At 71.9% G+C, this 24,576-nt stretch carries 20 protein-coding genes; 10 read left to right on the forward strand and 10 right to left on the reverse strand.

What is annotated here, in order from left to right:
• Positions 1-63: 63 nt before the first annotated feature.
• A complete protein-coding gene (locus AB0I73_RS10840) occupies positions 64-225 on the forward strand; it encodes a toxin-antitoxin system HicB family antitoxin (protein WP_279336625.1) in 162 nt (53 codons plus the stop codon).
• The gene (locus AB0I73_RS10845; protein WP_363035918.1) at positions 222-1,454 is read left to right on the forward strand and encodes a transposase; all 1,233 of its coding nucleotides are present in this window, start codon (positions 222-224) and stop codon (positions 1,452-1,454) included. Before AB0I73_RS10840 ends, AB0I73_RS10845 begins: the two co-directional genes overlap by 4 nt.
• A 79-nt stretch (positions 1,455-1,533) precedes the next feature.
• On the opposite strand, the gene AB0I73_RS10850 is transcribed toward AB0I73_RS10845, so the two are convergent.
• Both AB0I73_RS10850 and AB0I73_RS10855 read right to left on the reverse strand, forming a co-directional pair.
• Positions 1,534-2,859, reverse strand: coding sequence for an MFS transporter (locus AB0I73_RS10850; RefSeq protein ID WP_363035919.1), 1,326 nt, complete (start codon positions 2,857-2,859; stop codon positions 1,534-1,536).
• Entirely contained in the window at positions 2,856-3,509 is a 654-nt protein-coding gene (locus AB0I73_RS10855; RefSeq protein WP_279336622.1) for a winged helix-turn-helix domain-containing protein, read from the reverse strand. The genes AB0I73_RS10850 and AB0I73_RS10855 overlap by 4 nt, the downstream gene beginning before the upstream one ends.
• Before the next feature lie 110 nt (positions 3,510-3,619).
• Here AB0I73_RS10855 and AB0I73_RS10860 point away from each other — a divergent pair, with 110 nt between their 5' ends.
• Positions 3,620-4,099 (forward strand): RNA-binding S4 domain-containing protein, encoded by a 480-nt coding sequence (locus AB0I73_RS10860; RefSeq protein WP_363035922.1) that lies wholly within the window; start codon positions 3,620-3,622, stop codon positions 4,097-4,099.
• Between the two features lie 47 nt (positions 4,100-4,146).
• Here AB0I73_RS10860 and AB0I73_RS10865 read toward each other — a convergent pair whose 3' ends face one another.
• Positions 4,147-4,851 (reverse strand): class I SAM-dependent methyltransferase, encoded by a 705-nt coding sequence (locus AB0I73_RS10865; protein WP_363035924.1) that lies wholly within the window; start codon positions 4,849-4,851, stop codon positions 4,147-4,149.
• A gap of 132 nt (positions 4,852-4,983) precedes the next feature.
• On the opposite strand from AB0I73_RS10865, the gene AB0I73_RS10870 reads away from it, so the two are divergent.
• Entirely contained in the window at positions 4,984-5,247 is a 264-nt protein-coding gene (locus AB0I73_RS10870; RefSeq protein ID WP_363035926.1) for a DUF6343 family protein, read from the forward strand.
• Between the two features lie 33 nt (positions 5,248-5,280).
• Here AB0I73_RS10870 and AB0I73_RS10875 read toward each other — a convergent pair whose 3' ends face one another.
• The 4 genes from AB0I73_RS10875 to rpsA all read right to left on the reverse strand — a co-directional run bounded on the left by AB0I73_RS10875 (position 5,281) and on the right by rpsA (position 9,058).
• Positions 5,281-5,661 carry a tetratricopeptide repeat protein gene (locus AB0I73_RS10875; RefSeq protein ID WP_109380614.1) on the reverse strand — a complete coding sequence of 127 codons (381 nt, stop codon included), beginning with the start codon at positions 5,659-5,661 and terminating at the stop codon, positions 5,281-5,283.
• 50 nt (positions 5,662-5,711) lie between these two features.
• The gene (gene coaE / locus AB0I73_RS10880) at positions 5,712-6,332 is read right to left on the reverse strand and encodes a dephospho-CoA kinase (protein ID WP_363035929.1); all 621 of its coding nucleotides are present in this window, start codon (positions 6,330-6,332) and stop codon (positions 5,712-5,714) included.
• Between the two features lie 50 nt (positions 6,333-6,382).
• Positions 6,383-7,321 carry a PAC2 family protein gene (locus AB0I73_RS10885; protein WP_363035931.1) on the reverse strand — a complete coding sequence of 313 codons (939 nt, stop codon included), beginning with the start codon at positions 7,319-7,321 and terminating at the stop codon, positions 6,383-6,385.
• A gap of 237 nt (positions 7,322-7,558) precedes the next feature.
• Positions 7,559-9,058, reverse strand: a complete 1,500-nt coding sequence (rpsA, locus tag AB0I73_RS10890) for a 30S ribosomal protein S1 (RefSeq protein WP_363035933.1) — start codon at positions 9,056-9,058, stop codon at positions 7,559-7,561.
• Positions 9,059-9,462: 404 nt separating this feature from the next.
• On the opposite strand from rpsA, the gene AB0I73_RS10895 reads away from it, so the two are divergent.
• Both AB0I73_RS10895 and hrpB read left to right on the forward strand, forming a co-directional pair.
• A complete protein-coding gene (locus tag AB0I73_RS10895) occupies positions 9,463-10,284 on the forward strand; it encodes a class I SAM-dependent methyltransferase (protein ID WP_363035935.1) in 822 nt (273 codons plus the stop codon).
• A gap of 4 nt (positions 10,285-10,288) precedes the next feature.
• Positions 10,289-12,811 (forward strand): ATP-dependent helicase HrpB, encoded by a 2,523-nt coding sequence (gene hrpB, locus AB0I73_RS10900; protein ID WP_363035937.1) that lies wholly within the window; start codon positions 10,289-10,291, stop codon positions 12,809-12,811.
• 12 nt (positions 12,812-12,823) lie between these two features.
• Here the strand turns inward: hrpB and AB0I73_RS10905 are convergent, their stop codons facing one another.
• Positions 12,824-14,620 (reverse strand): lytic murein transglycosylase, encoded by a 1,797-nt coding sequence (locus tag AB0I73_RS10905; protein ID WP_363035939.1) that lies wholly within the window; start codon positions 14,618-14,620, stop codon positions 12,824-12,826.
• A gap of 270 nt (positions 14,621-14,890) precedes the next feature.
• Here AB0I73_RS10905 and AB0I73_RS10910 point away from each other — a divergent pair, with 270 nt between their 5' ends.
• The gene (locus AB0I73_RS10910; RefSeq protein ID WP_363035941.1) at positions 14,891-15,751 is read left to right on the forward strand and encodes a DUF4184 family protein; all 861 of its coding nucleotides are present in this window, start codon (positions 14,891-14,893) and stop codon (positions 15,749-15,751) included.
• On the opposite strand, the gene AB0I73_RS10915 is transcribed toward AB0I73_RS10910, so the two are convergent.
• Positions 15,669-16,091, reverse strand: a complete 423-nt coding sequence (locus AB0I73_RS10915; protein WP_363035942.1) for a hypothetical protein — start codon at positions 16,089-16,091, stop codon at positions 15,669-15,671. The genes AB0I73_RS10910 and AB0I73_RS10915 overlap by 83 nt on opposite strands.
• Positions 16,092-16,244: 153 nt before the next feature.
• Positions 16,245-18,971: a DNA polymerase I gene (gene polA / locus AB0I73_RS10920; protein ID WP_363035944.1), complete on the reverse strand. Its 2,727-nt coding sequence runs from the start codon at positions 18,969-18,971 to the stop codon at positions 16,245-16,247.
• A 186-nt stretch (positions 18,972-19,157) separates the two neighbouring features.
• Between polA and AB0I73_RS10925 the strand changes: the two genes are divergently transcribed.
• The 3 genes from AB0I73_RS10925 to AB0I73_RS10935 all read left to right on the forward strand — a co-directional run bounded on the left by AB0I73_RS10925 (position 19,158) and on the right by AB0I73_RS10935 (position 24,556).
• Positions 19,158-21,470, forward strand: a complete 2,313-nt coding sequence (locus AB0I73_RS10925) for an FdhF/YdeP family oxidoreductase (protein ID WP_363035946.1) — start codon at positions 19,158-19,160, stop codon at positions 21,468-21,470.
• Positions 21,471-21,556: 86 nt separating this feature from the next.
• Entirely contained in the window at positions 21,557-22,060 is a 504-nt protein-coding gene (locus tag AB0I73_RS10930; RefSeq protein WP_363035948.1) for a hotdog fold thioesterase, read from the forward strand.
• Between the two features lie 1,263 nt (positions 22,061-23,323).
• Entirely contained in the window at positions 23,324-24,556 is a 1,233-nt protein-coding gene (locus AB0I73_RS10935) for a branched-chain amino acid ABC transporter substrate-binding protein (RefSeq protein ID WP_363035950.1), read from the forward strand.
• Positions 24,557-24,576: the final 20 nt, after the last annotated feature.

A 24,576-nucleotide genomic window follows, 5' to 3' on the forward strand; every position in this document is an offset into this window, starting at 1 on the left:
ACGGAGTGGCCCGGCGACGGGTCGCTAACATGATCCTTCGTCAGAAGTGGTAGCATTTTGGTTGTGGCTAGAGGAGATGTCCGGGAGTCGCTGAACCTGCGTGTCCCCCCGGAGCTGAAGCGGCAGGTCGAGGAGTACGCCCACCGGGCGGGCATCTCGATCAATGCCGCTGCGTGTGTCCTCCTGGCCGACGCCTTGCGCCTGGAGCGGAGGCGCCAGGCGTGATCCGCGCGCACAAATTCCTCCTGCGTCCCACGAAGAAGCAGGAAGCCGCGCTCGGCGAGATGCTGCGGGACCACTGCTCCCTGTACAACGGCGCGCTCCAGGAACGGCGGGACGCCTACCGGCACTCGTCGAAGACAGACATCGGGTACGGGCAGCAGTCCGCGCAGCTCAAGGAGATCCGCGCCTTCGACCCCGAGCGTCAGGGGCGTTGGTCGTTTTCCTCCCAGCAGGCCACCCTGCGTCGCCTGGACAAGGCCTTCCAGGCGTTCTTCCGTCGTGTGAAGGCTGGCCGGACGCCCGGATACCCGCGTTTCAAGGGTGGCGGGCACTTCGACACCGCCGTCTTCCCGAAGAACGGCGACGGCTGCCGCTGGAACTCGACGCCGAAGGACGCGCAGACCCGTCTCCGTATCCAAGGCGTCGGGCACATCCGTGTCCACCAGCACCGCGAGGTGCAGGGTCGGGTCAAGACCGTCACGGTCAAACGTGAGGGCAAACGCTGGTACGCCGTACTCGCCTGCGACAACGTCCCCGCCGAACTGCTTCCCAGCACCGGCGCGGTCGTCGGGATCGACATGGGCGTCACACACTTCCTCACCACCAGCGACGGCGGACACGTCCCCAACCCTCGCTTCCTCGGAGCAGCGGCCGACGAACTGGCCCAAGCGCAGCGGCACCTCGCGACATTCCCGAAGCGAACGAAGCAGCGCACGAAGAAGCACCGCGCCGCCGCCCGCAAGGTGGCGAAGATCCACGCGAAAATCCGCCGCCAGCGCCTCGACCACGCCCACAAGATCGCAAACGATCTCATCCACGGCAACGACGTCATCGTCCACGAGCGGCTGAACACCGCTGGAACGGTCAAGGCCCCCAAACCCAAGCCCGACCCCGAACAGCCCAGTGTGTTCCTCCCGAACCAGCGGGCCGCGAAGGCGGGTCTCAACCGATCGATCTTTGATGCGGGTTGGGGGGTGTTCCTCGATGCGGGTTGGGGGGTGTTCCTCGCGATCCTCGCCAACAAGGCTGAAAGCGCCGGTCGGACCGTCATCGCCGTGGACCCCACCAACACCTCCCGTACCTGCCCCGAATGTGGGCACTGCGCCAAGGAGAACCGCGTCACCCAAGCACTGTTCCAGTGCACGGCGTGCGGATTCACCGCGAACGCGGACCATGTCGGCGCCACGAACGTACTCGACAGGGCCGGGCTGGCCCTCTGCACGGCGGCATAGCCACCGACGCAGGAAGCCCGCCGCTTTAACGGTGGGTGGAGTCACGGCTCCACGGTAGGACGGACCGCCGCCCGCGGGCTCACGGCACCGGCTGGGTGACGCTGCGCGCCGCCGTCTTCACGGCGGGCCGGTCGGGCTCGCGCAGCCACAGGAGAGTTCCCGCGAGCAGCATGGCCGCCGTCAGCAGCCAGGGCAGCGGCCCGGGGCTCATGGCTCCCACGGCCACGCCGGTGAGCGCGCCGACCGACTGCTGGGCGAGGGACTGGACGGACAGCGCGGTGGCCCGGCCGGTACTGGAGACGCGCTGGTGCAGCAGGTCGTTCTCGTTCGGGCCCGCCACGCCGAACCCGAGGTAGACCAGTCCGAAGCCGACCACGACGAAGCCGGTGGCGAGGGGATGGGAGAAGGTGGCGGTCACACCGAGCAGCGCTAGCCCCGTCGCACTCGTGCCGAGGCCGGCCAGCACCGCCCGCGCTCCGCTGCCGGTGACCCGGGCCGTGAAGGGTGCGAGGTGGCTGCCGACGCCCGCGCAGACGAACCCCCCGAAGGCGAGCACGGCGAACAGCATGGCTCCGGACTCGGAGGCGCCGGTCAGCGTCACGGCCCGCCCCGGCATGAGCAGTTCGATCGCGGCCAGGGCGCTGCCCGCCGCGGCGGCGCTGAGCAGGATCCGGCGGACCAGGGCATCCCTGCCGCCCAGGCGCACTCCGTCCAGGGCGGCGCCCGGGACGCCGCGCAGCACCGAGCGCGCAGTGGCTGGCGGCCGGGGTGGCTCGCGCAGGGCGGTCAGGACGTAGCAGGCGAAGACGATCTCGACCGCCGCACCCAGTAGTACGGGGACGGACAGGGGCAGTACCGCCCGGGACGTCGCCTCGGCCAGGCGTGCGCCGAGGTCGAGGCCCCGGCCCAGCAGCCAGGGCAGGGCCCCGCCGAGCAGAAGGCCGGCGGCGAGCGCCGCGGAGGTCGCGGAACTGCCGCGCGCAAGGCCGGTGCGCAGGTCGGCGTCGGGGCCGGCGGACGCTTGGACGATGTCCACGTACCAGGCTTCCGCCGGACCGCTGGCCAGTGCGCGGGCGGTACCCATCAGGGCCATGCCGAGGGTGAGGGCCCAGACGGTGGTGCCGAGGGCATGGATCAGCAGCGCGATCGCGTTGAGCCCGCCCGCCACGGCCAGGACGGGGCGCCGCCCGAGGACGTCGGAGAGTCCCCCGGTGGGCAGTTCCAACGCGGCCACGGTGAGGGAGTGAGCGGCGTAGAACCCCGCGATCGCGGCGAGGGCCATGCCCCGCTCGGTGAACAGCAGCACCAGCGGGGCCATCGTCAGGCCCGGGGGCAGCCAGAACAGCGCGCAGACGGTGACGTAGCGGCGCCGGGCCGTCCGGATCTCCGGCGACTCGGCACTCACGACGTTCCCTCGGGGTCGGCGGGCGCATCGGCGGACGCTGAGACAGTCGGATCGGCGGGCGCATCGGCAAGGGGTGCGAGGGGCAGCCCGGCGGTGACGAGCACGACCCGTGCGGCGCGGGGGTCGTCGGCGTCACGTGCGGTGAGTTCGGCCAGCTTGCCGTCGACGACGTCCCACAGTTCGGCGAGCGACTCGGGGGTGAGCCGGGGCATCAGGTCGCCGATCCCGGACGGCTCGACCCACTCCTGCCCCAGTCGCCCGGCGGCGAGGTCGGCCTCGTGCCGGACGAGGGACACCTCCAGGTGCTCGATCTGCCGCCGCCGCGCCATGCCGACGTAGGCGCGGCCCGCCGCCGAGGACTCCATCGCCTCGTTACTCCAGGAGGTGAGAGTGTGCACGGCCCGCCAGCGCCGTTCCCGTCCGTCGCGGTGTTCGGCCTCGGCGATGAACTCGTACTTCGCCAGCACCCTCAGGTGGTAGCTGGCCGACGCCGACGACTCCCCCGTCCGCTCGGCCAGTTCGCTGGCGGTGGCTGGCCCGTCCTGCCGCAGCAGCCCGAGCAGCCGGATCCGCAACGGGTGCGTGAGCGCCTTCAGCGCGGCGGTGTCCCGCTCGGGGTCCAGTACTCGCCTCTGCCCGTCGTTGACCATGCGGCGAGCGTAGGCCGATTCCCCAACATTCCAAAAGAGTTTTTGCAAAACTTTCTTTGGAATCTCGGGCTCCGGCGAAATCCCTTCCCGCCCGGCCGCCCCGGACGGCTATGGTCGGGACCATGGCTTCCGAGGACCCGAAGACCGCCGCCGCTGTGGCCGCTGCCGAGGCTGCCGGACCGCAGGCCGGCGAGACCGTTCGCACCGACAGCTGGATCTGGTCCGTGCGCCTGCTCAAGACGCGTTCCCTCGCTTCCACCGCCTGCCGGGGCGGCCATGTGCGGGTCAACGGCGAGCGGGTGAAGCCCGCGCACTCCCTGCGCGTCGGTGACGAGGTGCGGCTGCGGCACGAGGGCCGGGAGCGGGTCGTCGTCGTCAAGCGGCTGATCCGCAAGCGGGTGGGTGCCCCGGTGGCCGTCCAGTGCTATGTCAACAACTCCCCGCCGCCCCCGCCCCGCGATGCCGTCGCCCCCGCCGGTGTCCGGGACCGCGGCGCCGGCCGCCCGACCAAGCGCGACCGCCGCGAGCTGGAGCGCCTGCGAGGCCTGGGGGGTCCCGGCGCCCCCGGCGGCACGGCTCCGCGCCCCTGAACTGACGGCGCCGGTCCGGGGCGGGCCCACGGTCGGGACGAGCGGTGTCACCGCGCCTTCGGCGCCACCGCTCTCACCCAGATCCTGTCCCTTGTCAGGTACCGGTCCACTGCCAGGCCCGCCTCCTCCAGCTCCTCCTCGAACTGCTCCTTCGTCAACCGCCGCGACCGGAACGTCTGCGTCCATACCGCGTCCGGGAACACGTACTCCGCGCACACGGAGTCGACCCCGTCGCCGACCGGATCGACCGACACGATCCGCACGGTGAAGCCGGCCGGGTCCACCCGCTCGCGCGGCACGTTCGTGTGGTAGTCCTCGCCCTCCCGCTGGATCAGTACGCACCCTCCCTCCGCCAGATGCCGCGCACAGGTACGCAGCAGTCCCCGCCGCACCTCCGGGTCGCCCGCGTGCACCAGGAACGACGCGAGGAGCACCACGTCGAACGTCTCGTCCAGCCGCAGCTTCTCTATGGGGCTGCATATGGTCCGGGCTCCGCGGACGCGCTCCAGCATCTCGGCGGACTCGTCCACCGCGGTGACCTCGAATCCGCGCGCCAGCAGTGCGTGGGTCATCCGCCCCACTCCGCTGCCCAGCTCCAGGATGCGCGCGCCCGCCGGAACGGCGGCGGCGATGATGTCCGGCTCGTCACCGACGGGCAGTCGCGAGTACAGCTCCACCGCGCAGCCGTCCGGGGTGATCGCTCCGGGGCCCGCCCCCTCGTACCCCTCACGCTCTTCATGTCCTTCACGCATTTTCGACTCCATGTCCGCCCAACGGACCGGACTCGCAAGCCCGTTCCCTTCCTCCCCCGATTCGCTCGATCGAGTGAAAACGCCCTCCTCGTCGTCCTGGCGTACGGTGAAGTCGGGAGGGGTGGTGACGAGATGCGTACGGGCAGTGAGCCGAGGACCGCACGCAGTGCGCTGCGCGCGCGGTTCTGGCTGAGTGTCTGGGGCGAGGTGTGGACGCTCTCCGGGACGGTGGCGTTCGCGCTCTCCGGCCATCCGGGCTGGGCGCTCCTGTGCGGGGTGCTGTGGCTGGTCGTCACGACCGATCTGATCGTGGTCCTCCGGCACCTCCGTCAGGGGCCGCACTACCAGCCGGGCCGCGACGTCCCCCCGTACGAACCGCCCCGGGGCCCGTGGTGACCGTGTGACCGGGGGGCAGCGCGGGCTGCCCCCTCAGGTGTCGAAGCTCGCGGCCTTCAGGTACTCCGGGTTCGGGTCCAGCGCGGCGGCCAGCCGGAAGTGGCGCCTGGCCGGTTCGGGGCGGCTCTGCCGCTGGTAGGTACGGGCGAGCGCGAAGTGCGCGAAGGCGTTGTCCGGCTCGCGCTCCAGGACGATGGAGAACTCGAGCTCGGCCGGCCTCAGCTGGGCCGCCGCGAAGAACGCACGCGCGCGCAGCAACCGCGCCGCGGTGTTCTCCGGGTACGCGTCGATGACCCCGTCGAGCAGCTTCACCGCACCCCGCGGGTCCCGCGAGGCGAGCAGTTGCTCGGCGGCACGGAAGTCGATGACATGTGTCTCCGGCGTACGTCCGGTCGAACCACTGAGCTCGGGCACAACCGCATCCTTCCCTCGTCGAACCGGTTCAACGCCCCGGACGGGGACCCCTATTCCTGCGCGGGCCGACGGGCCGCCCGCTCCCTGCGCACGAGTTCGGCCCATACGTCCTTCACCCGCCGCGCCAGCTCCTCCAGGGGGACGTCGTTGTCGATGACGACGTCCGCGATCTCCCGGCGCTGCTCGCGCGTCGCCTGGGCGGCCATCCGCGCGCGTGCGTCCTGCTCGCTCATGCCGCGGCGGCCCACGAGGCGGTCGAGCTGGGTCTCGGCGCTCGCGTCGACCACGATCACGAGGTCGTAGAGGGGAGCGAGGCCGTTCTCCGTGAGCAGGGGTACGTCGTGGACGACGACGGCGTCCTCGGCGGCGGCTTCCTCCAGCTCACGGGAGCGGGCGCCCACCAGGGGGTGGACGATCGAGTTGAGGACGGCGAGCTTCTCCGGGTCGGCGAAGACGATCGCTCCCAGTCTCGGCCGGTCCAGGCCGCCGTCCTCGGCGAGTACGTCCTCGCCGAAGGACTCCACGACCGCCGCGAGTCCGGGCGTCCCCGGTGCGACGACCTCGCGCGCGATGCGGTCCGCGTCGATCAGTACGGCCCCGCACTCGACGAGCAGCCGCGACACCTCGCTCTTGCCGGCTCCGATCCCGCCGGTCAGGCCCACCGTCAGCATGGCCCGAAGCTTAGGGCCTGCCACCGACGGCGCCGGTGGCGGCCCCTGTCTCAGTTGTCGCCTTCGCGTTCCGCGAGGAACCGCTCGAACTCGAGCCCGATCTCGTCCGCCGACGGGATCTCCACCGGCTCGGCGAGCATGTTGCCCCTGGTCTCGGAGCCCGCGGCGGCGTCGTACTGGTGCTCGAGGCCCTGGATGAGGGCCGTGAGCTCGTCGTCGCCCTCCCGGACCTGGCGGTCGATCTCGGTCTGCGTGCGGTGGGCGTCGGTGCGCAGGGAGTGCGCCACACCCGGCAGGACCAGGCCGGTCGCGGCCGTGATGGCCTCCAGGGCGGTCAGTGCCGCGTCCGGGTAGGCGGAGCGGGCGATGTAGTGCGGCACGTGCGCGGCGACGCCCAGCACGTCGTGCCCGGCCTGCATGAGCCGGTACTCGACGAGTCCCTCGGCGCTGCCGGGCACCTGCGCCTCCTCGAAGGGGCCGGTGTGGCCCGGGACGAGGTCGGTGCGGTTGCCGTGCGGGGTGATGCCCACCGGTCGCGTGTGCGGGACGCCCATCGGGATGCCGTGGAAGTTCACCGAGAGGCGGACGCCGAGCCGCTCCACGATCTGCCGCACCGCGGCGGCGAACCTCTCCCACTCGACGTCCGGTTCGGGGCCGGCCAGCAGCAGGAACGGCGCCCCGGTGGCGTCCTGGACCAGCCGCACCTCGAGGGCGGGCACCTCGTAGTCGGTCCAGCGGTCGCGGGTGAAGGTCAGCAGCGGGCGCCGGGCCCGGTAGTCGATGAGCCGGTCGTGGTCGAACCGGGCGACCACCTGGTGGGGCAGCGAGGCGAGCAGCCGTTCGGCGATCTGGTCGCCGGTCTCGCCCGCGTCGATGTACCCGTCGAAGTGGTAGAGCATGACCAGTCCGGCCGATTCCTGGGCGAGCGCCATGTCGACGACGGCCAGCCCCTTCGGCTCCCATGCGTACAAACCCTGCGGATCAAGCACCGTGACCGCTCCTCCTCGTGTTCCTAGGGGACAACGTGACGCGCGGCACCGGCATTCCCGGGTGAGGACAACTCCCCGGGGAGCGCGGGGCCGTGTCGACATGCGGCTCCGCCGCGCGGGCGCGACGAACTCCCCACCGGTCCGCGGTCGACGCCCGCCCCCGAAGCGCAGCACTGAGGGGCCGCACCTCGAAAGGTGCGGCCCCTCAGTCACCGGCTAGAGTTCAGCGGCCGGATTTCAGCTCTGGCCGCCGGCCAGCTTCTCGCGCAGCGCGGCCAGCGCCTCGTCCGAGGCCAGGGCGCCGGAGTTGTCGCCGCCCTCGGAGGAGTACGAGCCGCCACCGGACGCGGCCGGAGCCGCACCCGCGGTGTCGCCACCCTCGGCAGCGGCCTTCTCGTCCGCCTCGCGGGACTTGATGACCTGCGCCTGGTGCTGCTCGAAGCGGGACTGCGCCTCGGCGTACTGGGTCTCCCACGCCTCGCGCTGAGCCTCGTAGCCCTCGAGCCAGTCGTTGGTCTCGGGGTCGAAGCCCTCGGGGTAGATGTAGTTGCCCTGGTCGTCGTAGGACGCGGCCATGCCGTACAGGGTCGGGTCGAACTCGACCGCCGTCGGGTCGGCGCCGAAGGTCTCGTTGGCCTGCTTCAGCGAGAGGCTGATGCGACGGCGCTCGAGGTCGATGTCGATGACCTTGACGAAGATCTCGTCGTTGACCTGGACGACCTGCTCCGGGATCTCCACGTGGCGCTCGGCCAGCTCGGAGATGTGGACCAGACCCTCGATGCCCTCGTCCACGCGGACGAACGCACCGAACGGAACCAGCTTCGTGACCTTGCCGGGCACGACCTGGCCGATCTGGTGGGTGCGGGCGAACTGCTGCCACGGGTCTTCCTGGGTCGCCTTCAGCGACAGGGAGACACGCTCGCGGTCCATGTCGACGTCGAGCACCTCGACGGTGACTTCCTGACCGACCTCGACGACCTCGGAGGGGTGGTCGATGTGCTTCCAGGACAGCTCGGAGACGTGCACCAGGCCGTCGACGCCACCCAGGTCCACGAAGGCACCGAAGTTGACGATCGAGGAGACGACGCCGGAACGCACCTGACCCTTCTGGAGGGTGGTGAGGAACGTCTGGCGGACCTCGGACTGGGTCTGCTCCAGCCAGGCACGGCGGGACAGGACCACGTTGTTGCGGTTCTTGTCCAGCTCGATGATCTTCGCCTCGAGCTCCTTGCCCACGTAGGGCTGGAGGTCGCGGACACGGCGCATCTCGACCAGGGAGGCCGGGAGGAAGCCGCGGAGGCCGATGTCGAGGATGAGACCACCCTTGACGACCTCGATGACGGTACCGGTGACGATGCCGTCCTCTTCCTTGATCTTCTCGATGGTGCCCCAGGCACGCTCGTACTGGGCGCGCTTCTTCGAGAGGATCAGGCGGCCTTCCTTGTCCTCCTTCTGGAGAACGAGGGCTTCGATCTCGTCACCGACGGCGACGACCTCGTTGGGGTCGACATCGTGCTTGATCGAGAGCTCGCGGCTCGGGATGACACCTTCGGTCTTGTAACCGATGTCGAGCAGGACCTCGTCCCGGTCGACCTTCACGATGACGCCGTCGACGATGTCGCCGTCGTTGAAGTACTTGATCGTCTCGTCGATCGCGGCGAGGAAGGCTTCCTCGTTACCGATGTCGTTGACCGCAACCTGCGGGGTGGTGGCGGTGGTCTCGGTGCTGCTCGTCATGTGGGAAAGGGCTCCGGTACGGACAGTGAGTCGTAGGTACTGCTACGCCGGAGCCCGTTTCGCTCTGCAGAAGCCGGACAGCAAAAGAAGCGCCGTTCCAGACACCGGGTGTCCCGGTGGCGCCTCGAGAACCGAGGGGACATACAACAGATGCGAGCGCAGCCTGCTACGTCTGAGGTGCGCAGGCTCGCAGCGCAACTTGTAGCATACGGGGGCAGCCGAGCAGGGTCAATGCGCGAAGCCCCCCACCGGGGGCGGATCGCCGCATAACCGGCACAATTCCCCCTTCTGGGGGTAGCGCCGCACGTCAGACGCCGCCTCGAGGCCGCTCGGGACCCGCGCCACGCAGGACCTCGCGCGCCCCCGCGGCGACAGCCGGGGCAACTTGACGGAAGAGTACGACGATGGAGCCGATCATCCAAGAGCCCGAAGCGTCCGAACCCGAGGCGACCCGACGGAACGCCGGCGTCACCGAGAGCTCCCGCGCCAACCGGGGCTGGTGGGACCGCAACGCGGACGAGTACCAGGTCGAGCACGGCACGTTCCTCGGCGACGACCGCTTCGTGTGGTGCCCCGAGGGGCTGGACGAGGTGGAGGCCGAACTGCTCGGCCCGCCGGAGGACCTGAAGGACCGCGACATCCTGGAGCTCGGCGCCGGCGCGGCCCAGTGCTCACGCTGGCTGGCCGCGCAGGGCGCGCGCCCGGTGGCCCTGGACATCTCGCACCGGCAGTTGCAGCACGCGCTGCGCATCGGGGGCCCGTTCCCGCTGGTGTGCGCCGACGCGGGCGCCCTGCCGTTCGCGGACGGTTCCTTCGATCTGGCCTGCTCGGCGTACGGGGCGCTGCCCTTCGTCGCCGACCCGCGGCTGGTGCTGCGCGAGGTGCACCGGGTGCTGCGGCCCGGGGGCCGGCTCGTCTTCTCCGTCACGCATCCGGTGCGCTGGGCGTTCCCGGACGAGCCCGGCCCGGAGGGACTGAGCGTCTCCGGGTCCTACTTCGACCGCACGCCCTACGTCGAGCAGGACGAGCAGGGCCGCGCGGTGTACGTCGAGCACCACAGGACGCTGGGCGACCGCGTCCGCGACATCACCGCCTCGGGCTTTCGCCTGGTGGACCTGGTGGAACCGGAGTGGCCGGAGTGGAACACCTCCGAGTGGGGCGGCTGGTCCCCGCTGCGCGGACACCTGATCCCGGGCACGGCGATCTTCGTGTGCGTACGGGACTGAGTGCGTGGTCCGTCACGACGCTCTCGACGCCCTCCCGGTGCGCGAGGCCCTTCCCGCGCTGACCGACGCCCTGGAGGCGCACGGCACCGCCGTTCTCGTCGCACCGCCCGGCACCGGCAAGACGACCCTCGTTCCGCTGGTGCTGGCCGGGCTGGTCGGTGGCGGGCCCGCGCGGCGGGTGGTGGTCGCCGAGCCCCGGCGGATCGCGGCGCGGGCGGCGGCCCGGCGGATGGCCTGGCTGCTGGGCGAGAGAGCCGGCGGGTCCGTGGGTTTCACGGTGCGCGGGGAGCGGGTGGTCGGGCGCCGCACGCGCGTGGAGGTCGTCACGACCGGCGTGCTCCTGCAGCGGCTGCAGCGGGACCAGGAACTGGCCGGGGTGGACGCGGTGGTGCTCGACGAGTGCCACGAGCGGCATCTGGACGCGGACACGGCGGCGGCGTTCCTGTGGGACGTGCGCGAGACCCTGCGGCCGGAGCTGCGCCTGGTGGCCGCGTCGGCGACGACCGACGCGGCGGGCTGGGCGCGGCTGCTGGGCGACGCGCCCGTGGTCGAGGCGCACGGCACGGCCCATCCGGTGGAGGTGGTGTGGGCCCCTCCCGCGCGTCCGGTACGCCCGCCGCACGGCATGCGGGTCGACCCGGCGCTGCTGACGCATGTGGCGTCGGTGGTGCGGCGGGCGCTGGCCGAACGGGACGGTGACGTCCTGGTGTTCCTGCCCGGCGTGGGCGAGATCGCCCGGGTCGCCGCACAGCTGGGACAACTCGGAGCGGTCGAGGTGCTCCAGGTCCACGGGCGGGCGCCGGCATCGGTGCAGGACGCGGTGCTGGCCCCCGGGCAGCGGCGCCGGGTGGTGCTGGCGACCTCGGTGGCGGAGTCGTCGCTGACGGTTCCGGGGGTCCGGGTGGTCGTGGACGCGGGACTCGCGCGTGAGCCCCGCGTCGACCACGCGCGCGGGCTGAGCGCGCTGACGACGGTACGGGCCTCGCAGGCGGCGGGCAGGCAGCGGGCGGGGCGGGCCGGACGTGAGGCGCCGGGCGCGGTGTACCGGTGCTGGGCGGAGGCCGAGGACGCGCGGCTGCCCCGGTTCCCCGCCCCCGAGATCAAGGTGGCCGACCTGACGGCGTTCGCGCTGCAGGCGGCCTGCTGGGGCGATCCGGACGCCTCCGGGCTCGCGCTGCTCGATCCACCGCCGCACGGGGCGATGGCGGCGGCCGGGGCCGTCCTGACGGCGATCGGGGCCGTCGGCGCCGACGGGCGGGCCACGGAGCGGGGCACGCGGCTGGCCCGGCTGGGCCTGCACCCCCGGCTGGGGCGGGCGCTGCTGGACGCGGCACCGGCCGTGGGCCGGGCGCTCGCCGCCGACGTGGTCGCGCTGATCGGCGAGGAGGCGCCGCGCGGCTACGGGGACGACCTCGCGGAGGCGCTGCGCGCCGCGCGGCGCGGGGACGACGCCTATGCGCAGCGGTGGCGGACGGAGGCGCGTCGGCTGCGGTCGCTCGCCTCGGAGGTCTCCCCGGAAGCCGTCCACGCCGCGCCGCCCGTGCTGACGGGCGGGGAGGGCGCCCGTGTCGGGCTGGTGGCCGCGCTCGCGTTTCCCGAGCGGATCGCCCGCGCGGAGGGCGGTTCGTATCTGATGGTGTCCGGGACGCGCGCCGAGGCCGGCGAGGACACCGGGCTGCGGGGCGCTCCCTGGATCGCGGTCGCCGCCGCCGACCGGCCGGTGGGGCAGGGGCACGCGCGCGTGCGGCTCGCCGCGGCCGTCGACGAGCGGACCGCGCGGTGGGCGGCCGGGACCCTGCTGGAGACACGCGAGGAGGTGCACTGGGCCGACGGTGACGTCGTCGCCCGCCGGGTCGAGCGGCTGGGGGCGGTGGAACTGGCGGTACGGCCCCGCACCGACGCGGAGCCCGCCCTGGTGCGGGCCGCGCTGCTGGACGGGCTGCGGCAGGAGGGGTTCGGGCTGCTGCGGTGGCCGACGGGAGCGGTCGTGCTGCGGCAGCGGCTGGCCTTCCTGCACGGCCGGCTCGGCGACCCCTGGCCCGATGTGTCCGACGACGCGCTCCACGCGCGCGCGGAGGAGTGGCTGGAGCCCGAGCTGAGCCGCGCCCGGCGCCGGGCCGACCTGGCGCGGATCGACGCCGGCCAGGCCCTCGGCCGGCTGCTGCCGTGGGCGTCCGGGCAGGCCGCCCGGCTGGACGAGCTGGCCCCCGAGCGGATCACCGTCCCCAGCGGGTCCGCGATCCGGATCGACTACTCCGACGCCGGGCAGCCGGTGCTCGCGGTGAAACTCCAGGAGATGTTCGGGCTCCAGGAGTCGCCGCGGGTGGCCGGGGTGCCCCTGCTGGTGCACCTGCTCTCCCCGGCCGGACGGCCCGCAGCCGTCACCTCCGACCTCGCCTCCTTCTGGCAGGACGGATACAAAGGCGTACGGGCCGAGCTGCGCGGTCGTTACCCCCGGCACCCGTGGCCCGAGGACCCGGCCGCGGCCGAGCCGACCCGGCACACCAACGCGCGGCTCAGGCGGTGACCCTGCTCCCGACTATGAGTCGGTGGCGGGGTCGGGGGATGCCGACGTGCCGGGGGACTCCGTCTCGGCGGCGGCCACGGTCAGTTCGACCGTGAGGGTCGCGCCGCCCGCGGTGGTGACGCGGAGCAGGAAGGTGCCGGTGGTGTCGTCCGCGTAGAGCTGCGGCAGCGTCAGGAGACCGTCCGCGTCCGTCTCCAGGCCGCTCAGGGTGCGGACGGCCTTGCCGTCGCCGTCCTCGAAGTAGGGGCCCTCGTCGTTGACGGCCGGGTCGTCGGCCGACGTGATCAGCATGGCGGTGGCCGCGACCTTGCCGGCCGGGGCGCCGCCGCGGGTGGCCCGTACCTCGACCCGGTGGGCGAACTCGCCGCCCGGGGTGCAGGTCAGTGCCTCGTCCCCGGTGCGCACGACGGTGTCGGCGGTGCGCTCGGTGACGGTGGCCCGGTAGTCGAGGCCCGGGACGACGCGGCCGACGACGGTGGCGCGGACGGTGACGTCGCCCGTCTTCTCGCCCGCCCGGAGCGCGGGCGCCACGGCGACACCGGCGCTGTCGGTGACGACGGTGGCCACGCTCTCGCCGCCGGTGAAGGTGGTGTCGGTGTCGCCGAGGACGGTGAAGCGGATCCGCACCTTCGCGACGGCCTTGCCCTCGTCCGTCTCCGCGCGGGCGCGGATCCTCTCGGTGAACGCGTCGCCCGCCATCGCGGTGAGCTTGCCCGTACCGGCGTTCTCCAGGTGGTCCACCGTGTCGGTGGGCGTGGGGGGCCTGCTGGACGGTGGTGTCGTCGGGGGCTGTGTACTCGGCGGTGCGCTCGGCGTGCCCGGGGAGGAGGCCGGCGGTTCGGAGCCGGTGCCGCTGCCGCCACCCGGCTTGTCGGGGCTGGGGCTGGGCTTCGGCGACGTGCCCGGTGCCGAGGGGGTGGTGCCCGAAGGCGACGGCGGCGTCGACGCCGCCGGGGTGGGACGCGTGGTGTGGTCGTCGCTGCGGTCGCCGGGCAGGGCGCCGGTGCCGTCCGGGATCTCGTGCGTGCCCTTGCGGTAGTACTCCAGCCACGACAGGACGGTGTTCAGGTAGTCCGTCGACTGGTTGTAGCTGAGGATCGCCTTCTCGAGGTCCGCCCGGTCGGACAGGTCCCAGCCGAAGCGGCACAGGTAGTGGCCGGCGGCCAGGGCGGCGTCGTAGATGTTGTTGGGGTCCTTGCGGCCGTCGCCGTTGCCGTCGCGGCCCGCCCACGCCCAGGTGGACGGGATGAACTGCATGGGGCCGACGGCGTTGTCGTAGGCGCTGTTGCCGTCGTACACGCCGTTGTCGGTGTCCCGGATGAGCGCGAAGCCATTGCCGTCGAGCTGCGGGCCGATGATCGGGGAGAGGGTGGTGCCCTCGGCGTCGACGCGCCCGCCGCGGGCCTGGCCGGACTCCACCTTGCCGATGGCGGCGAGCAGTTGCCAGGGCAGGTTGCAGCCGGGCTTGGACTCGCGCAGCGCCGCCTCGGCCTTCTTGTAGGCGTCGAGGACGGTCGCGGGTATGCCCGCCTCGGAAGCGCCCGGCGTGAGCGGGTCGGTGCCCGCGGACGGGGAGGGGTTGGGGCTGTTGAGCGGCGGCAGGTCCGTGTAGTAGGGCGAGTTGCCGGTCGCGCCGGGGCCGTCGGCGCTCTCCTCGGGCGCCGAGGCGGCGTCCGGGGCGGCCCGGCCCGCCGGGTCGTCGATCGTCGCACCCGGAGCCTGGGACGCGGACAGGGCCGCCACCGCGGCCGCCGCCACGGCGGTGGTTGCCGCCCCCTTGCGCAGCCTCCTGCCGAAATGCGCCGCCATAGAGTGAACCCCTCCCCGCGGACGCCGGAGCATCCGTCAACGTCTGCCACACTCGCCCAGTTGTGACGATTCAGCCCGCCGGTTGCACCTGACACGGCGACTCTCGCGACCCTACGGCAACATCCTTTGCCCGCACACCCGTTCATGCCCGGTATTCACCGGTTGGCCACAGTCGTCTCCGCACGAGCACGGACGGGGTGTCGCGCATACTGGGGTCCGCCGAGCGCCGGGACCGACCAGCCCGGTCAACGAACCTTCCGGGGAGTCGAGTTGCCCTTCACGTTGAGCCATGCGGCGGCGGTCCTGCCCGCCGTACGAACCGACGGGACCGGCCGGGGCCCCCTGGTGCCGGCCGTTCTCGTGGCGGGCAGTCTCGCCCCTGACCTGACCTACTACGCGGCCAGCGTCCTGTCCGGGGCGATGGAGTTCGGAGACTTCACCCACTCGTTCCCGGGCGTCCTCACCGTGGATGTGTGCATCGCCTGGGCGCTGGTGGGTCTGTGGCTCCTGATCCGCGAACCGCTCGTGGCGCTGCTGCCGCGGCCCCGGCAGGGGCGGACGGCCGCCCTGCTGCGTTGCGGCACGCCCCCCGCGCGCGTGCGGGCTTCCCTGGTGGCGCGCTGGTACGTCTCGGCCGTGCTCGGTGCGCTGACGCATGTGGTGTGGGACGCGTTCACGCACCTCGACCGGTGGGGGATGCGGGTCTTCCCCATCCTGGGACGGGAGATCGCGGGCTCACCGCTGTACTGGTACCTGCAGTACGGCGGTTCGGCGGTGGCCGCGGTGGTGATCGTCGTGTTCCTGGCGCGGGCGCTGAAGCGGGCGGCGCCCCGGTCCGCGCCGGCGGGGGTGCCGTCGCTGTCCGCGGCCGACCGGTGGGCGGCCGCCGCGCTGCTCGGCGGCTGCGCGCTGGTGGGGTCCGTGCATCGGGCCTCGCGGTGGTGGGACTACTGGGGTGCGACCGCGAAGCCCTGGGAGTTGATCCCCACGGTGTGCTTCGGGGCGGGCGCCGGGCTCGTGGTCGCGCTGCCGCTGTACGCCGTGGCGGTCAGGGCGCTGCGTCCGGCCCCGGCCACCGGGGACCTTGATGACGCCGGTACGGGGCGGCCGAGCCGTACGGCCGCGCGCTGAGGGCCTCCCCGGCCGCCACGAACACGGTGACGGTACGGACGGGGCGGGGGCGGGGCAACAGGGTGAGGGCGAGCGCCAGATAGCCGCGGGTCAGCTCGGCCCACACCCGCCACGGGGGCGGCTCGCCGACGCCGGGCGGTGGTGCGGGCGGTACGGCGGTGGCCCCGCGGCCGGTGCACCGTCGGCCGGCACGGCGCAACGCGGTCGTGAGGGGGGCGGGAGTACGGGCGGTACTCGCGGTGGCCGCGAAGACCGGAACCGGCGAGAACGCCTCGAGGGTGGGTCCGTCGGCGTCGGTCGGCGGGGGCCCCGCTCTGCGGTGCAGCATGCGTATACCCATGCCCCGCATCCTGGCGCCCGGCCCCCGCCACGGCCCGCCCGCGAGGTCCACGCGAGTGAGACCCCTCAGGGGACCGGAGACGAGGACGGGGCCGTGACGGGGGGCACCCGTCGAGCGCCCTCCGTCGCGGCCCGCCGCCTCCGCCCCGCAGGGCTAGTGCGCCGCCGACTCCCAGTCCGGGCCCGCGCCGATCGAGACGCCCAGGGGGACGCGGAGCCGGACCGCTGCGGCCATCTCCCGGCGGATCAGCTCTTCCGCGGCCGGGCGCTCGCCGGGGGCGATCTCCAGGACGATCTCGTCGTGGACCTGCAGGAGCATCCGGGACGTGAGGTCCGCCTCGCGCAGCGCTCGGTCCACGTTCAGCATGGCGATCTTGACGATGTCCGCCGCCGTGCCCTGGATCGGTGCGTTCAGCGCCATCCGCTCGGCCGCCTCGCGGCGTTGGCGGTTGTCGCTGTTGAGGTCGGGCAGGTAGCGCCGGCGGCCGAAGAGCGTCGCCGTGTAGCCCGTCGCCCGAGCCTCCTCGACCACGCGGCGCAGATAGTCCCGTACCCCGCCGAACCGCTCGAAGTACGCGTCCATCAGGGCGCGGGCCTCGGCCGCCTCGATGTTCAGCTGCTGGGAGAGGCCGAAGGCGGACAATCCGTACGCGAGGCCGTACGACATCGCCTTGATCTTGCGGCGCATCTCCGCGTCGACCGCGGACTGCTCGACCCCGAACACCTGCGCGGCGGCGGTGGTGTGCAGGTCCTCGCCGGAGGTGAACGCCTCGATGAGGCCGGCGTCCTCGGAGAGGTGGGCCATCACCCGCAGTTCGATCTGGCTGTAGTCCGCCGTCATCAGCGACTCGAAGCCTTCCCCGACGACGAACCCGCGACGGATCGCGCGGCCCTCGTCGGTACGGACCGGGATGTTCTGCAGGTTCGGGTCGGTCGACGACAGGCGGCCGGTGGCGGCGACCGTCTGGTTGAACGTGGTGTGGATGCGGCCGTCCGCGGCGATGGTCTTGATCAGCCCCTCGACGGTGACGCGCAGCTTCGCCTGCTCACGGTGCCGGAGCATGATCACCGGCAGCTCGTTGTCGGTCCGGCCCGCCAGCCAGGCCAGGGCGTCGGCGTCGGTGGTGTACCCGGTCTTGGTCTTCTTCGTCTTCGGCAGGCCGAGTTCACCGAAGAGGACCTCCTGGAGCTGCTTGGGCGAGCCCAGGTTGAACTCGTGTCCCGCCGCCGCGTGCGCCTCCTTCACGGCCTGCTGCACGGCGCCCGCGAACATCTGCTCCATGCCCTCGAGGTGGGCCCGGTCCGCCGCGATGCCGTGCCGTTCCATGCGGGCCAGCAGGACGGACGTCGGCAGTTCCACGTCCCGCAGCAGATCCGCGGCGCCCACGTCCTGGAGGCGGCCCTCGAAGGCCTCGCCCAGGTCGAGGACCGCGCGGGCCTGCACCATCAGCGCCTCGGCCTCGGCGGTGTCGTCCGCGCCGAAGGCCAGCTGGCCGTCGGCCGTGGCGGCGGGCGCCAGCTCGCGGTGCAGGTACTCCAGGGACAGTGCGTCCAGGTCGAAGGAGCGGCGGCCCGGCTTGACCAGGTAGGCGGCGAGCGCGGTGTCCATGGAGACGCCCCGGATGCTCCAGCCGTGCTCGGCGAAGACCCGCATCGCGCCCTTGGCGTTGTGGAACACCTTGGACCGGTCCTCGTCGGCGAGCCACGCGGCGAACGCCCGCTCGTCGCCCTCGTCCAGCTCGGCCGGGTCGAACCAGGCGGCCGGCCCCGCGGCCGCGGCCAGGGCGATCTCGGCGACCGAGCCGGTCCCCAGCGCCCAGGTGTCGACCGTGGCGACGCCGAGGGGCGCGGTGCCGTGCTCGGAGAGCCAGCCGGCCAGCTCGCCCGCGCCCAGGACGGTGCCGTCCAGCTCCACCCCGTCCGCGACGACCGGGGCTGCCTCGGACTCCTGCGCGCCCGGGTCGACGGCGAAGAGCCGCTCACGCAGCGACGGGTTCCTGATCTCCAGGGTGTCCAGGATCACCGCGACGGCCTTGCGGTCGTAGGCGGTCCGCTCCAGGTCGGCGACGTCCCTGCCCAGCTCGACCTGCCGCTCCAGCTCGGTGAGGCGGCGGTTGAGCTTGACCGACTCCAGGTGGTCGCGCAGGTTCTGCCCGGCCTTGCCCTTGACCTCGTCGACGCGCTCGACGAGGTCCGCGAAGGAACCGAACTGGTTGATCCACTTCGCGGCCGTCTTCTCGCCGACGCCGGGGATGCCGGGCAGGTTGTCGGACGGGTCGCCGCGCAGCGCCGCGAAGTCCGGGTACTGCGCGGGCGTCAGCCCGTACTTCTCGACCACCTTCTCCGGGGTGAACCGGGTCAGCTCGGAGACGCCCTTGGTCGGGTACAGCACCGTGGTGCGGTCGGAGACCAGCTGGAAGGAGTCCCGGTCGCCGGTGACGATCAGCACGTCGAAGCCCTCGGCCTCGGCGCGGGTGGCGAGCGTGGCGATGACGTCGTCCGCCTCGAAGCCCTCGACGGCGAAGCGCGGGGCGCGCATCGCGTCGAGCAGCTCACCGATCAGCTCGACCTGTCCCTTGAACTCGTCCGGTGTCTTGGAGCGGTTCGCCTTGTACTCGGGGAACTCCGCCGACCGCCAGGTCTTGCGGGAGACGTCGAAGGCCACCGCGAAGTGGGTGGGCGCCTCGTCGCGCAGCGTGTTCGCCAGCATCGACGCGAAACCGTAGATCGCGTTCGTCGGCTGGCCCGTCGCGGTCGTGAAGTTCTCCGCGGGCAGCGCGAAGAACGCGCGGTAGGCCAGCGAGTGCCCGTCCATGAGCATCAGTCGCGGACGGGTCTCGCCGGAGGTCTGGTCGGTCTTCTTCGCTGCTGTCTCTGCCACGCCCCCGATCCTGCCACGCGTCACTGACACTCGGCCCCGCCCCCGCACCCGGGGCCGCCCCGCGGCACCGGGACCGCCCCGGCCGGCCCCCGGATCCCCCGGCCTCCGCCCGGCCCTCTTCATGGTCACCGCCGCGTGCGAGGATCAGAGGCCCACGTCACACGTGTACGCGAAGAGGAGTGCGCGATGGCCACCAAGCCGCCCAAGGGTGATCCGGTCCAGGACGCGCCGCAGGTCACCGAGCCGAAACACGCGGCCGCGGGCCTCACGGCGATCGGCCACAGCCTGCGTATGGCGCACCGGCAGATGGGCGTGAAACGGACGGCGCTGACCCTGCTCAACGTCAACCAGAAGGACGGCTTCGACTGTCCGGGCTGCGCGTGGCCGGAGCCCGAGCACCGGCACACCGCGGAGTTCTGCGAGAACGGCGCGAAGGCCGTGGCCGAGGAGGCCACCCTGCGCCGGGTCACCCCCGAGTTCTTCGCCGCGCACCCCGTCGCCGACCTGGCCGGCCGCAGCGGCTACTGGCTGGGCCAGCAGGGCCGCCTGACCCACCCCGTGTACCTCCCCGAGGGCGGCGACCGCTACGAGCCCGTCACCTGGGAGCGCGCCTTCGACATCGTCGCCGAGGAGATCGCCGCCCTCGGCTCCCCCGACGAGGCCCTCTTCTACACCTCCGGACGCACCAGCAACGAGGCTGCCTTCCTCTACCAGCTCTTCGCGCGCGAGCTCGGCACCAACAACCTGCCCGACTGCTCGAACCTGTGCCACGAGTCCTCCGGCTCCGCCCTGTCCGAGACGATCGGCGTCGGCAAGGGCAGCGTCCTGCTGGAGGACCTCTACAAGTCCGACCTGATCATCGTCGCCGGACAGAACCCCGGCACCAACCACCCCCGCATGCTGTCCGCCCTGGAGAAGGCCAAGGCGAACGGCGCGCGGATCATCACCGTCAACCCGCTGCCCGAGGCGGGCCTGGAGCGCTTCAAGAACCCGCAGACCCCCAAGGGCCTCACCGCCGGCGCCGCCCTGACCGACCTGTTCCTGCAGATCCGCCTCGGCGGCGACCAGGCCCTCTTCCGCATCCTCAACAAGCTGATCGTCGACACGCCCGGCGCCGTCGACGAGGACTTCGTCCGCGAACACACGCACGGCTACGAGGAGTTCGCCGAGGCCGCCCGCGCCGCCGACTGGGACGCGACGCTCGCCGCGACCGGCCTCACCCGCGGCGACATCGAGCAGTGCCTGCGCATGGTCCTCGAATCGAAGCGCGTCATCGTGTGCTGGGCGATGGGCCTCACCCAGCACAAGCACTCCGTGCCCACGATCCGCGAGATCGTCAACTTCCTGCTGCTGCGCGGCAACATCGGCCGCCCCGGCGCGGGCGTCTGCCCGGTGCGCGGCCACTCCAACGTGCAGGGCGACCGCACCATGGGCATCTTCGAGAGACCCGCACCGGAGTTCCTGGACGCCCTGGAGAAGGAGTTCGGCTTCGCGCCCCCGCGCGAGCACGGCTACGACGTCGTACGGGCCATCCGCGCGCTGCGCGACGGGCGGGCGAAGGTGTTCTTCGCCATGGGCGGCAACTTCGTCTCCGCCTCCCCCGACACGGAGGTCACCGAGGCCGCGATGCGCCGGGCCCGGCTGACCGTGCACGTGTCGACCAAGCTGAACCGCTCGCACGTCGTCACCGGCGCGCGCGCCCTGATCTTGCCGACCCTGGGCCGCACCGAACGCGACCTGCAGGACAGCGGCGAGCAGTTCGTCACGGTCGAGGACTCCATGGGCATGGTGCACGCCTCCCGCGGCCGCCTCGAACCGGCGAGCGGGCACCTGCTGTCCGAACCGGCCATCGTGTGCCGGCTGGCCCGCCGGGTCCTCGGCGCGGACAGCAAGGTCCCGTGGGAGGAGTTCGAGAAGGACTACGCGACGATCCGCGACCGCATCGCGCGCGTGATCCCCGGCTTCGAGGACTTCAACGCGCGCGTGGCGCACCCCGGAGGGTTCGCCCTCCCCCACGCCCCGCGTGACGAACGGCGCTTCCCCACGGCCACCGGCAAGGCCAACTTCACCGCCGCGCCGGTGGAGTACCCCGAACTGCCCGAGGGGAGGCTGCTGTTGCAGACGCTGCGCTCGCACGACCAGTACAACACCACGATCTACGGCCTGGACGACCGCTACCGGGGCATCAAGAACGGCCGCCGCGTGGTGCTCGTCAACCCGCAGGACGCACGGGAACTGCGGCTCGCGGACGGCTCGTACGTCGACCTGGTCAGCGAGTGGAAGGCCGACAAGGACAACGCCGACAACGCCGACAAGGACATCGTGGAGCGCAGGGCGCCCGGTTTCCGCGTCGTGCACTACCCGACGGCCCGCGGCTGCGCCGCCGCGTACTACCCGGAGACCAACGTCCTGGTGCCGCTGGACGCGACCGCGGACACCAGCAACACCCCGGCCAGCAAGTCCGTCGTGGTCCGTCTGGAACAATCGGCGACCGACTGAGCGTTTGCTCAGTGGCCGCCGCCGCGGTCGCGGCGGCGCCGCAGTGCCGTATGCCGTAGTGATCACGACGAACGGAGCCGGGCCCCATGGGAGAGCAGCAGCACGTGAAGTTCCCGCAAGAGGTCATCGACGAGTACGCCGCGCTCGGCGTGGATCTGCAGGCACTCTTCTCCGCGGGCCATCTCGGTACCCGCATGGGCGTGCAGATACTGGAGGCCTCGGCCGAGCGGGTCGTCGGGACGATGCCGGTGGAGGGCAACACCCAGCCCTACGGACTGCTGCACGGCGGCGCCTCCGCCGTACTGGCCGAGACCCTGGGCTCGGTGGGGTCGATGCTGCACGGCGGCAGCTCCAAGATCGCCGTGGGCGTCGACCTCAACTGCACCCACCACCGGGGCGCCCGCTCCGGCCTGGTCACCGGCGTCGCCACCCCGGTGCACCGGGGGCGGTCCACGGCGACGTACGAGATCGTCATCAGCGACGAGGCGGACAAGCGGGTGTGCACCGCGCGGCTGACCTGTCTGCTGCGGGACGTGAACCCGGGCGACAACCCGGGCGACACGGAGCGGGTGGCCGGCGCCACGAACTGACCGGTGGGTGAGGGTGCGGGGGCGGCCGTGCGGCCGCCCCCGCACCCGTTTCCCGGCACGACCACGGGACCGGCGTCATCACGTCATCACGGCCCCGCACCGCCGTTGCCCGCGGGCGGCGGGCGCCCTGCCGCTTCGGACACGAAGCGGCAGGGCGCCTTTCGACCCGCCGGGCGGGCTCTCGACCCCCTGCCCACCGCGGTACCGCTCCTGACGGTCGTCCCGGCCGCCGGCTGCGGCCCGTCCGGAGCCGGCCCCACCGGCACCCCGCCCCGCCCACACCCCGGCCGTCACCCTCGGCGACCCCCGCCGAGGACGTCTGCGTGCGCCTCGTCGCCCACCGGTCCCGCGAGGTACTGGAGGGCACCGCCCACGGCGACCACCGGTCGACGGGCCTGTCCAACGGCCGGTACGACATCCTGCGCGCAGCGGTGGACGCCGCACGCCCCGTCAGAAAACGCCAAGGCCTCCAGGCCGCACATGCGGTGATCGACCGTCAGGTACGCGAGGCCCGCACCGGCGGTACCGCACCGGCGCACCGGGCCCGGGCCCGGGCGATGAGCGGGACGGCCCCGTGGAACCACGCTCACCGCTCTCCCCGCCGCCCGCTGAAACCGCAGGTCACACCCCTCGAAACAGGGAAACGGAACCTCATATTCAATACCGACCTCCGGGCGGAATCCGGCACTACGGCCATCGTTACGGTGATATCCCGGCCGTACACGGCCTTTCCGTGATCCCCGCCCCACGCAACCCCCTTTCCGGACAAAGAATCGGCCTTCTTCCGCAAGATCACTATCAGGCCCGCACGCCGCGGAGGGAAGAAACGTTTCACTGAACGTCGTGCCCCCCTCTCCGGCCGTAACTCTACGTATTGCGTGTGCAATACAGGTATTCCGCTTCGCCTCCGGATCACGCCACACGCAGGACTTCTCCCAGGCCACACAGGTCGCCTGCAGCAACGAATTCGAGTAATCACCAAAACGGCTGATACACCTGAACGTCCCCCGCCGGGTCCTGCGGTTTCTCATGATGCGGACGGGGCAAAACGGCGAGAATTCAGCCGTTCCCCCCACCGAGTACCGCTCTGCAATACGTCGTGTCATAACAAGAGAGTCACAGCCTTGGCCAGACCCTCCTCCATATTCCCCACGCCCGCTTAGAGTCACGGCCAGTCACCGCGCCGCCTGATTGTCACTTCGGCCCAGCGCTCGACTCGGCCGTTTCCACCGGGAAACGACCGTCAGGGGAAAGGACTGGATCGTGCGTCAACGTTCGCTCATCGCCATCACCGCCACACTGGCGGCGGGAGCACTCACCCTCACCGCCTGCGGCTCACGAGGCGGAGACGAGGGATCGGACTCCGGCAACGGCGGCACCACCACCGTCACCATCGGCGTCGACGCCCCGCTGACCGGCGACCTGTCCGCACTGGGTCTCGGCATCAAGAACTCCGCCGACCTGGCCGCCAAGACTGCCAACAAGCAGAACTTCGTCAAGGGCGTCACCTTCAAGATCCTGGCCCTCGACGACCAGGCACAGCCCTCCTCGGGCCAGCAGAACGCCGTCAAACTCGTCGCCGACGAGACCGTCCTCGGCGCCGTCGGCCCCCTCAACTCCTCCGTCTCCGAGTCCATGCAGAAGGTCTTCGACGACGCGAAGCTGGTCCAGGTCTCCCCCGCCAACACCGGCCCCTCCCTCAGCCAGGGCCCCGACTGGCAGACCAAGAAGGTACGCCAGTACAAGGCCTACTTCCGCACCTCGACCACGGACGCCGTCCAGGGCCCGTTCGCCGCGCAGTACGTCTACAACGACGCCAAGAAGAAGAAGGTCTTCGTCATCGACGACAAGAAGACCTACGGCGCGGGCCTCGCCGGCACCTTCACCGAGGAGTTCAAGAAGCTCGGCGGCAAGGTCGTCGGCACCGAGCACATCAACCCCGACACCAAGGACTTCTCCGCGGTCGCCACCAAGGTGAAGAAGTCCGGCGCGGACGTCGTCTACTACGGCGGCGAGTACCCGCAGGCCGGCCCGCTCAGCAAGCAGATCAAGGCAGCCGGCGCCAAGATCCCGCTCGTCGGCGGCGACGGCATCAACGACGCCGACTTCGTCAAACTGGCGGGCCCCGACAGCACCGGCGACCTCGCCACCTCCGTCGGCGCCCCGGTCGAGGAACTCGACTCCGCCAAGCAGTTCGTGGCCGACTACAAGGACGCCGGCTACAAGGACGAGTACTCGGCCTACGGCGGCTACTCCTACGACTCCGCCTGGGCCATCATCGAGGCCGTCAAGAAGGTCGTCGAGGACAACGGCGGCGAGCTGCCCTCCGACGCCCGCGCCAAGGTCACCGAGGCCATGCAGAACGTCTCCTTCGACGGAGTGACCGGCAAGGTCTCCTTCGACGAGTTCGGTGACGCCACCAACAAGCAGCTCACCGTCTACAAGGTCGAGGACGGCGCCTTCGTGCCCGTCAAGTCCGGTACCTTCACGGGCTGACCAAGCCCTACCGCTCACCA

This window comes from Streptomyces sp. NPDC050388, from assembly GCF_040655635.1.
GTDB lineage: Bacteria > Actinomycetota > Actinomycetes > Streptomycetales > Streptomycetaceae > Streptomyces.

Excerpts from the sequence above, each read along its gene's own strand:
- rpsA (WP_363035933.1), bottom strand. The coding sequence starts at position 9,058 with ATGACGAGCAGCACCGAGACCACCGCCACCACCCCGCAGGTTGCGGTC.
- AB0I73_RS10895 (WP_363035935.1), top strand. The coding sequence starts at position 9,463 with ATGGAGCCGATCATCCAAGAGCCCGAAGCGTCCGAACCCGAGGCGACC.
- AB0I73_RS10860 (WP_363035922.1), top strand. The coding sequence starts at position 3,620 with ATGGTCGGGACCATGGCTTCCGAGGACCCGAAGACCGCCGCCGCTGTG.
- AB0I73_RS10865 (WP_363035924.1), bottom strand. The coding sequence starts at position 4,851 with ATGCGTGAAGGACATGAAGAGCGTGAGGGGTACGAGGGGGCGGGCCCC.
- AB0I73_RS10930 (WP_363035948.1), top strand. The coding sequence starts at position 21,557 with ATGGGAGAGCAGCAGCACGTGAAGTTCCCGCAAGAGGTCATCGACGAG.
- AB0I73_RS10855 (WP_279336622.1), bottom strand. The coding sequence starts at position 3,509 with ATGGTCAACGACGGGCAGAGGCGAGTACTGGACCCCGAGCGGGACACC.
- AB0I73_RS10905 (WP_363035939.1), bottom strand. The coding sequence starts at position 14,620 with ATGGCGGCGCATTTCGGCAGGAGGCTGCGCAAGGGGGCGGCAACCACC.
- AB0I73_RS10915 (WP_363035942.1), bottom strand. The coding sequence starts at position 16,091 with ATGGGTATACGCATGCTGCACCGCAGAGCGGGGCCCCCGCCGACCGAC.
- coaE (WP_363035929.1), bottom strand. The coding sequence starts at position 6,332 with ATGCTGACGGTGGGCCTGACCGGCGGGATCGGAGCCGGCAAGAGCGAG.
- AB0I73_RS10870 (WP_363035926.1), top strand. The coding sequence starts at position 4,984 with ATGCGTACGGGCAGTGAGCCGAGGACCGCACGCAGTGCGCTGCGCGCG.
- AB0I73_RS10925 (WP_363035946.1), top strand. The coding sequence starts at position 19,158 with ATGGCCACCAAGCCGCCCAAGGGTGATCCGGTCCAGGACGCGCCGCAG.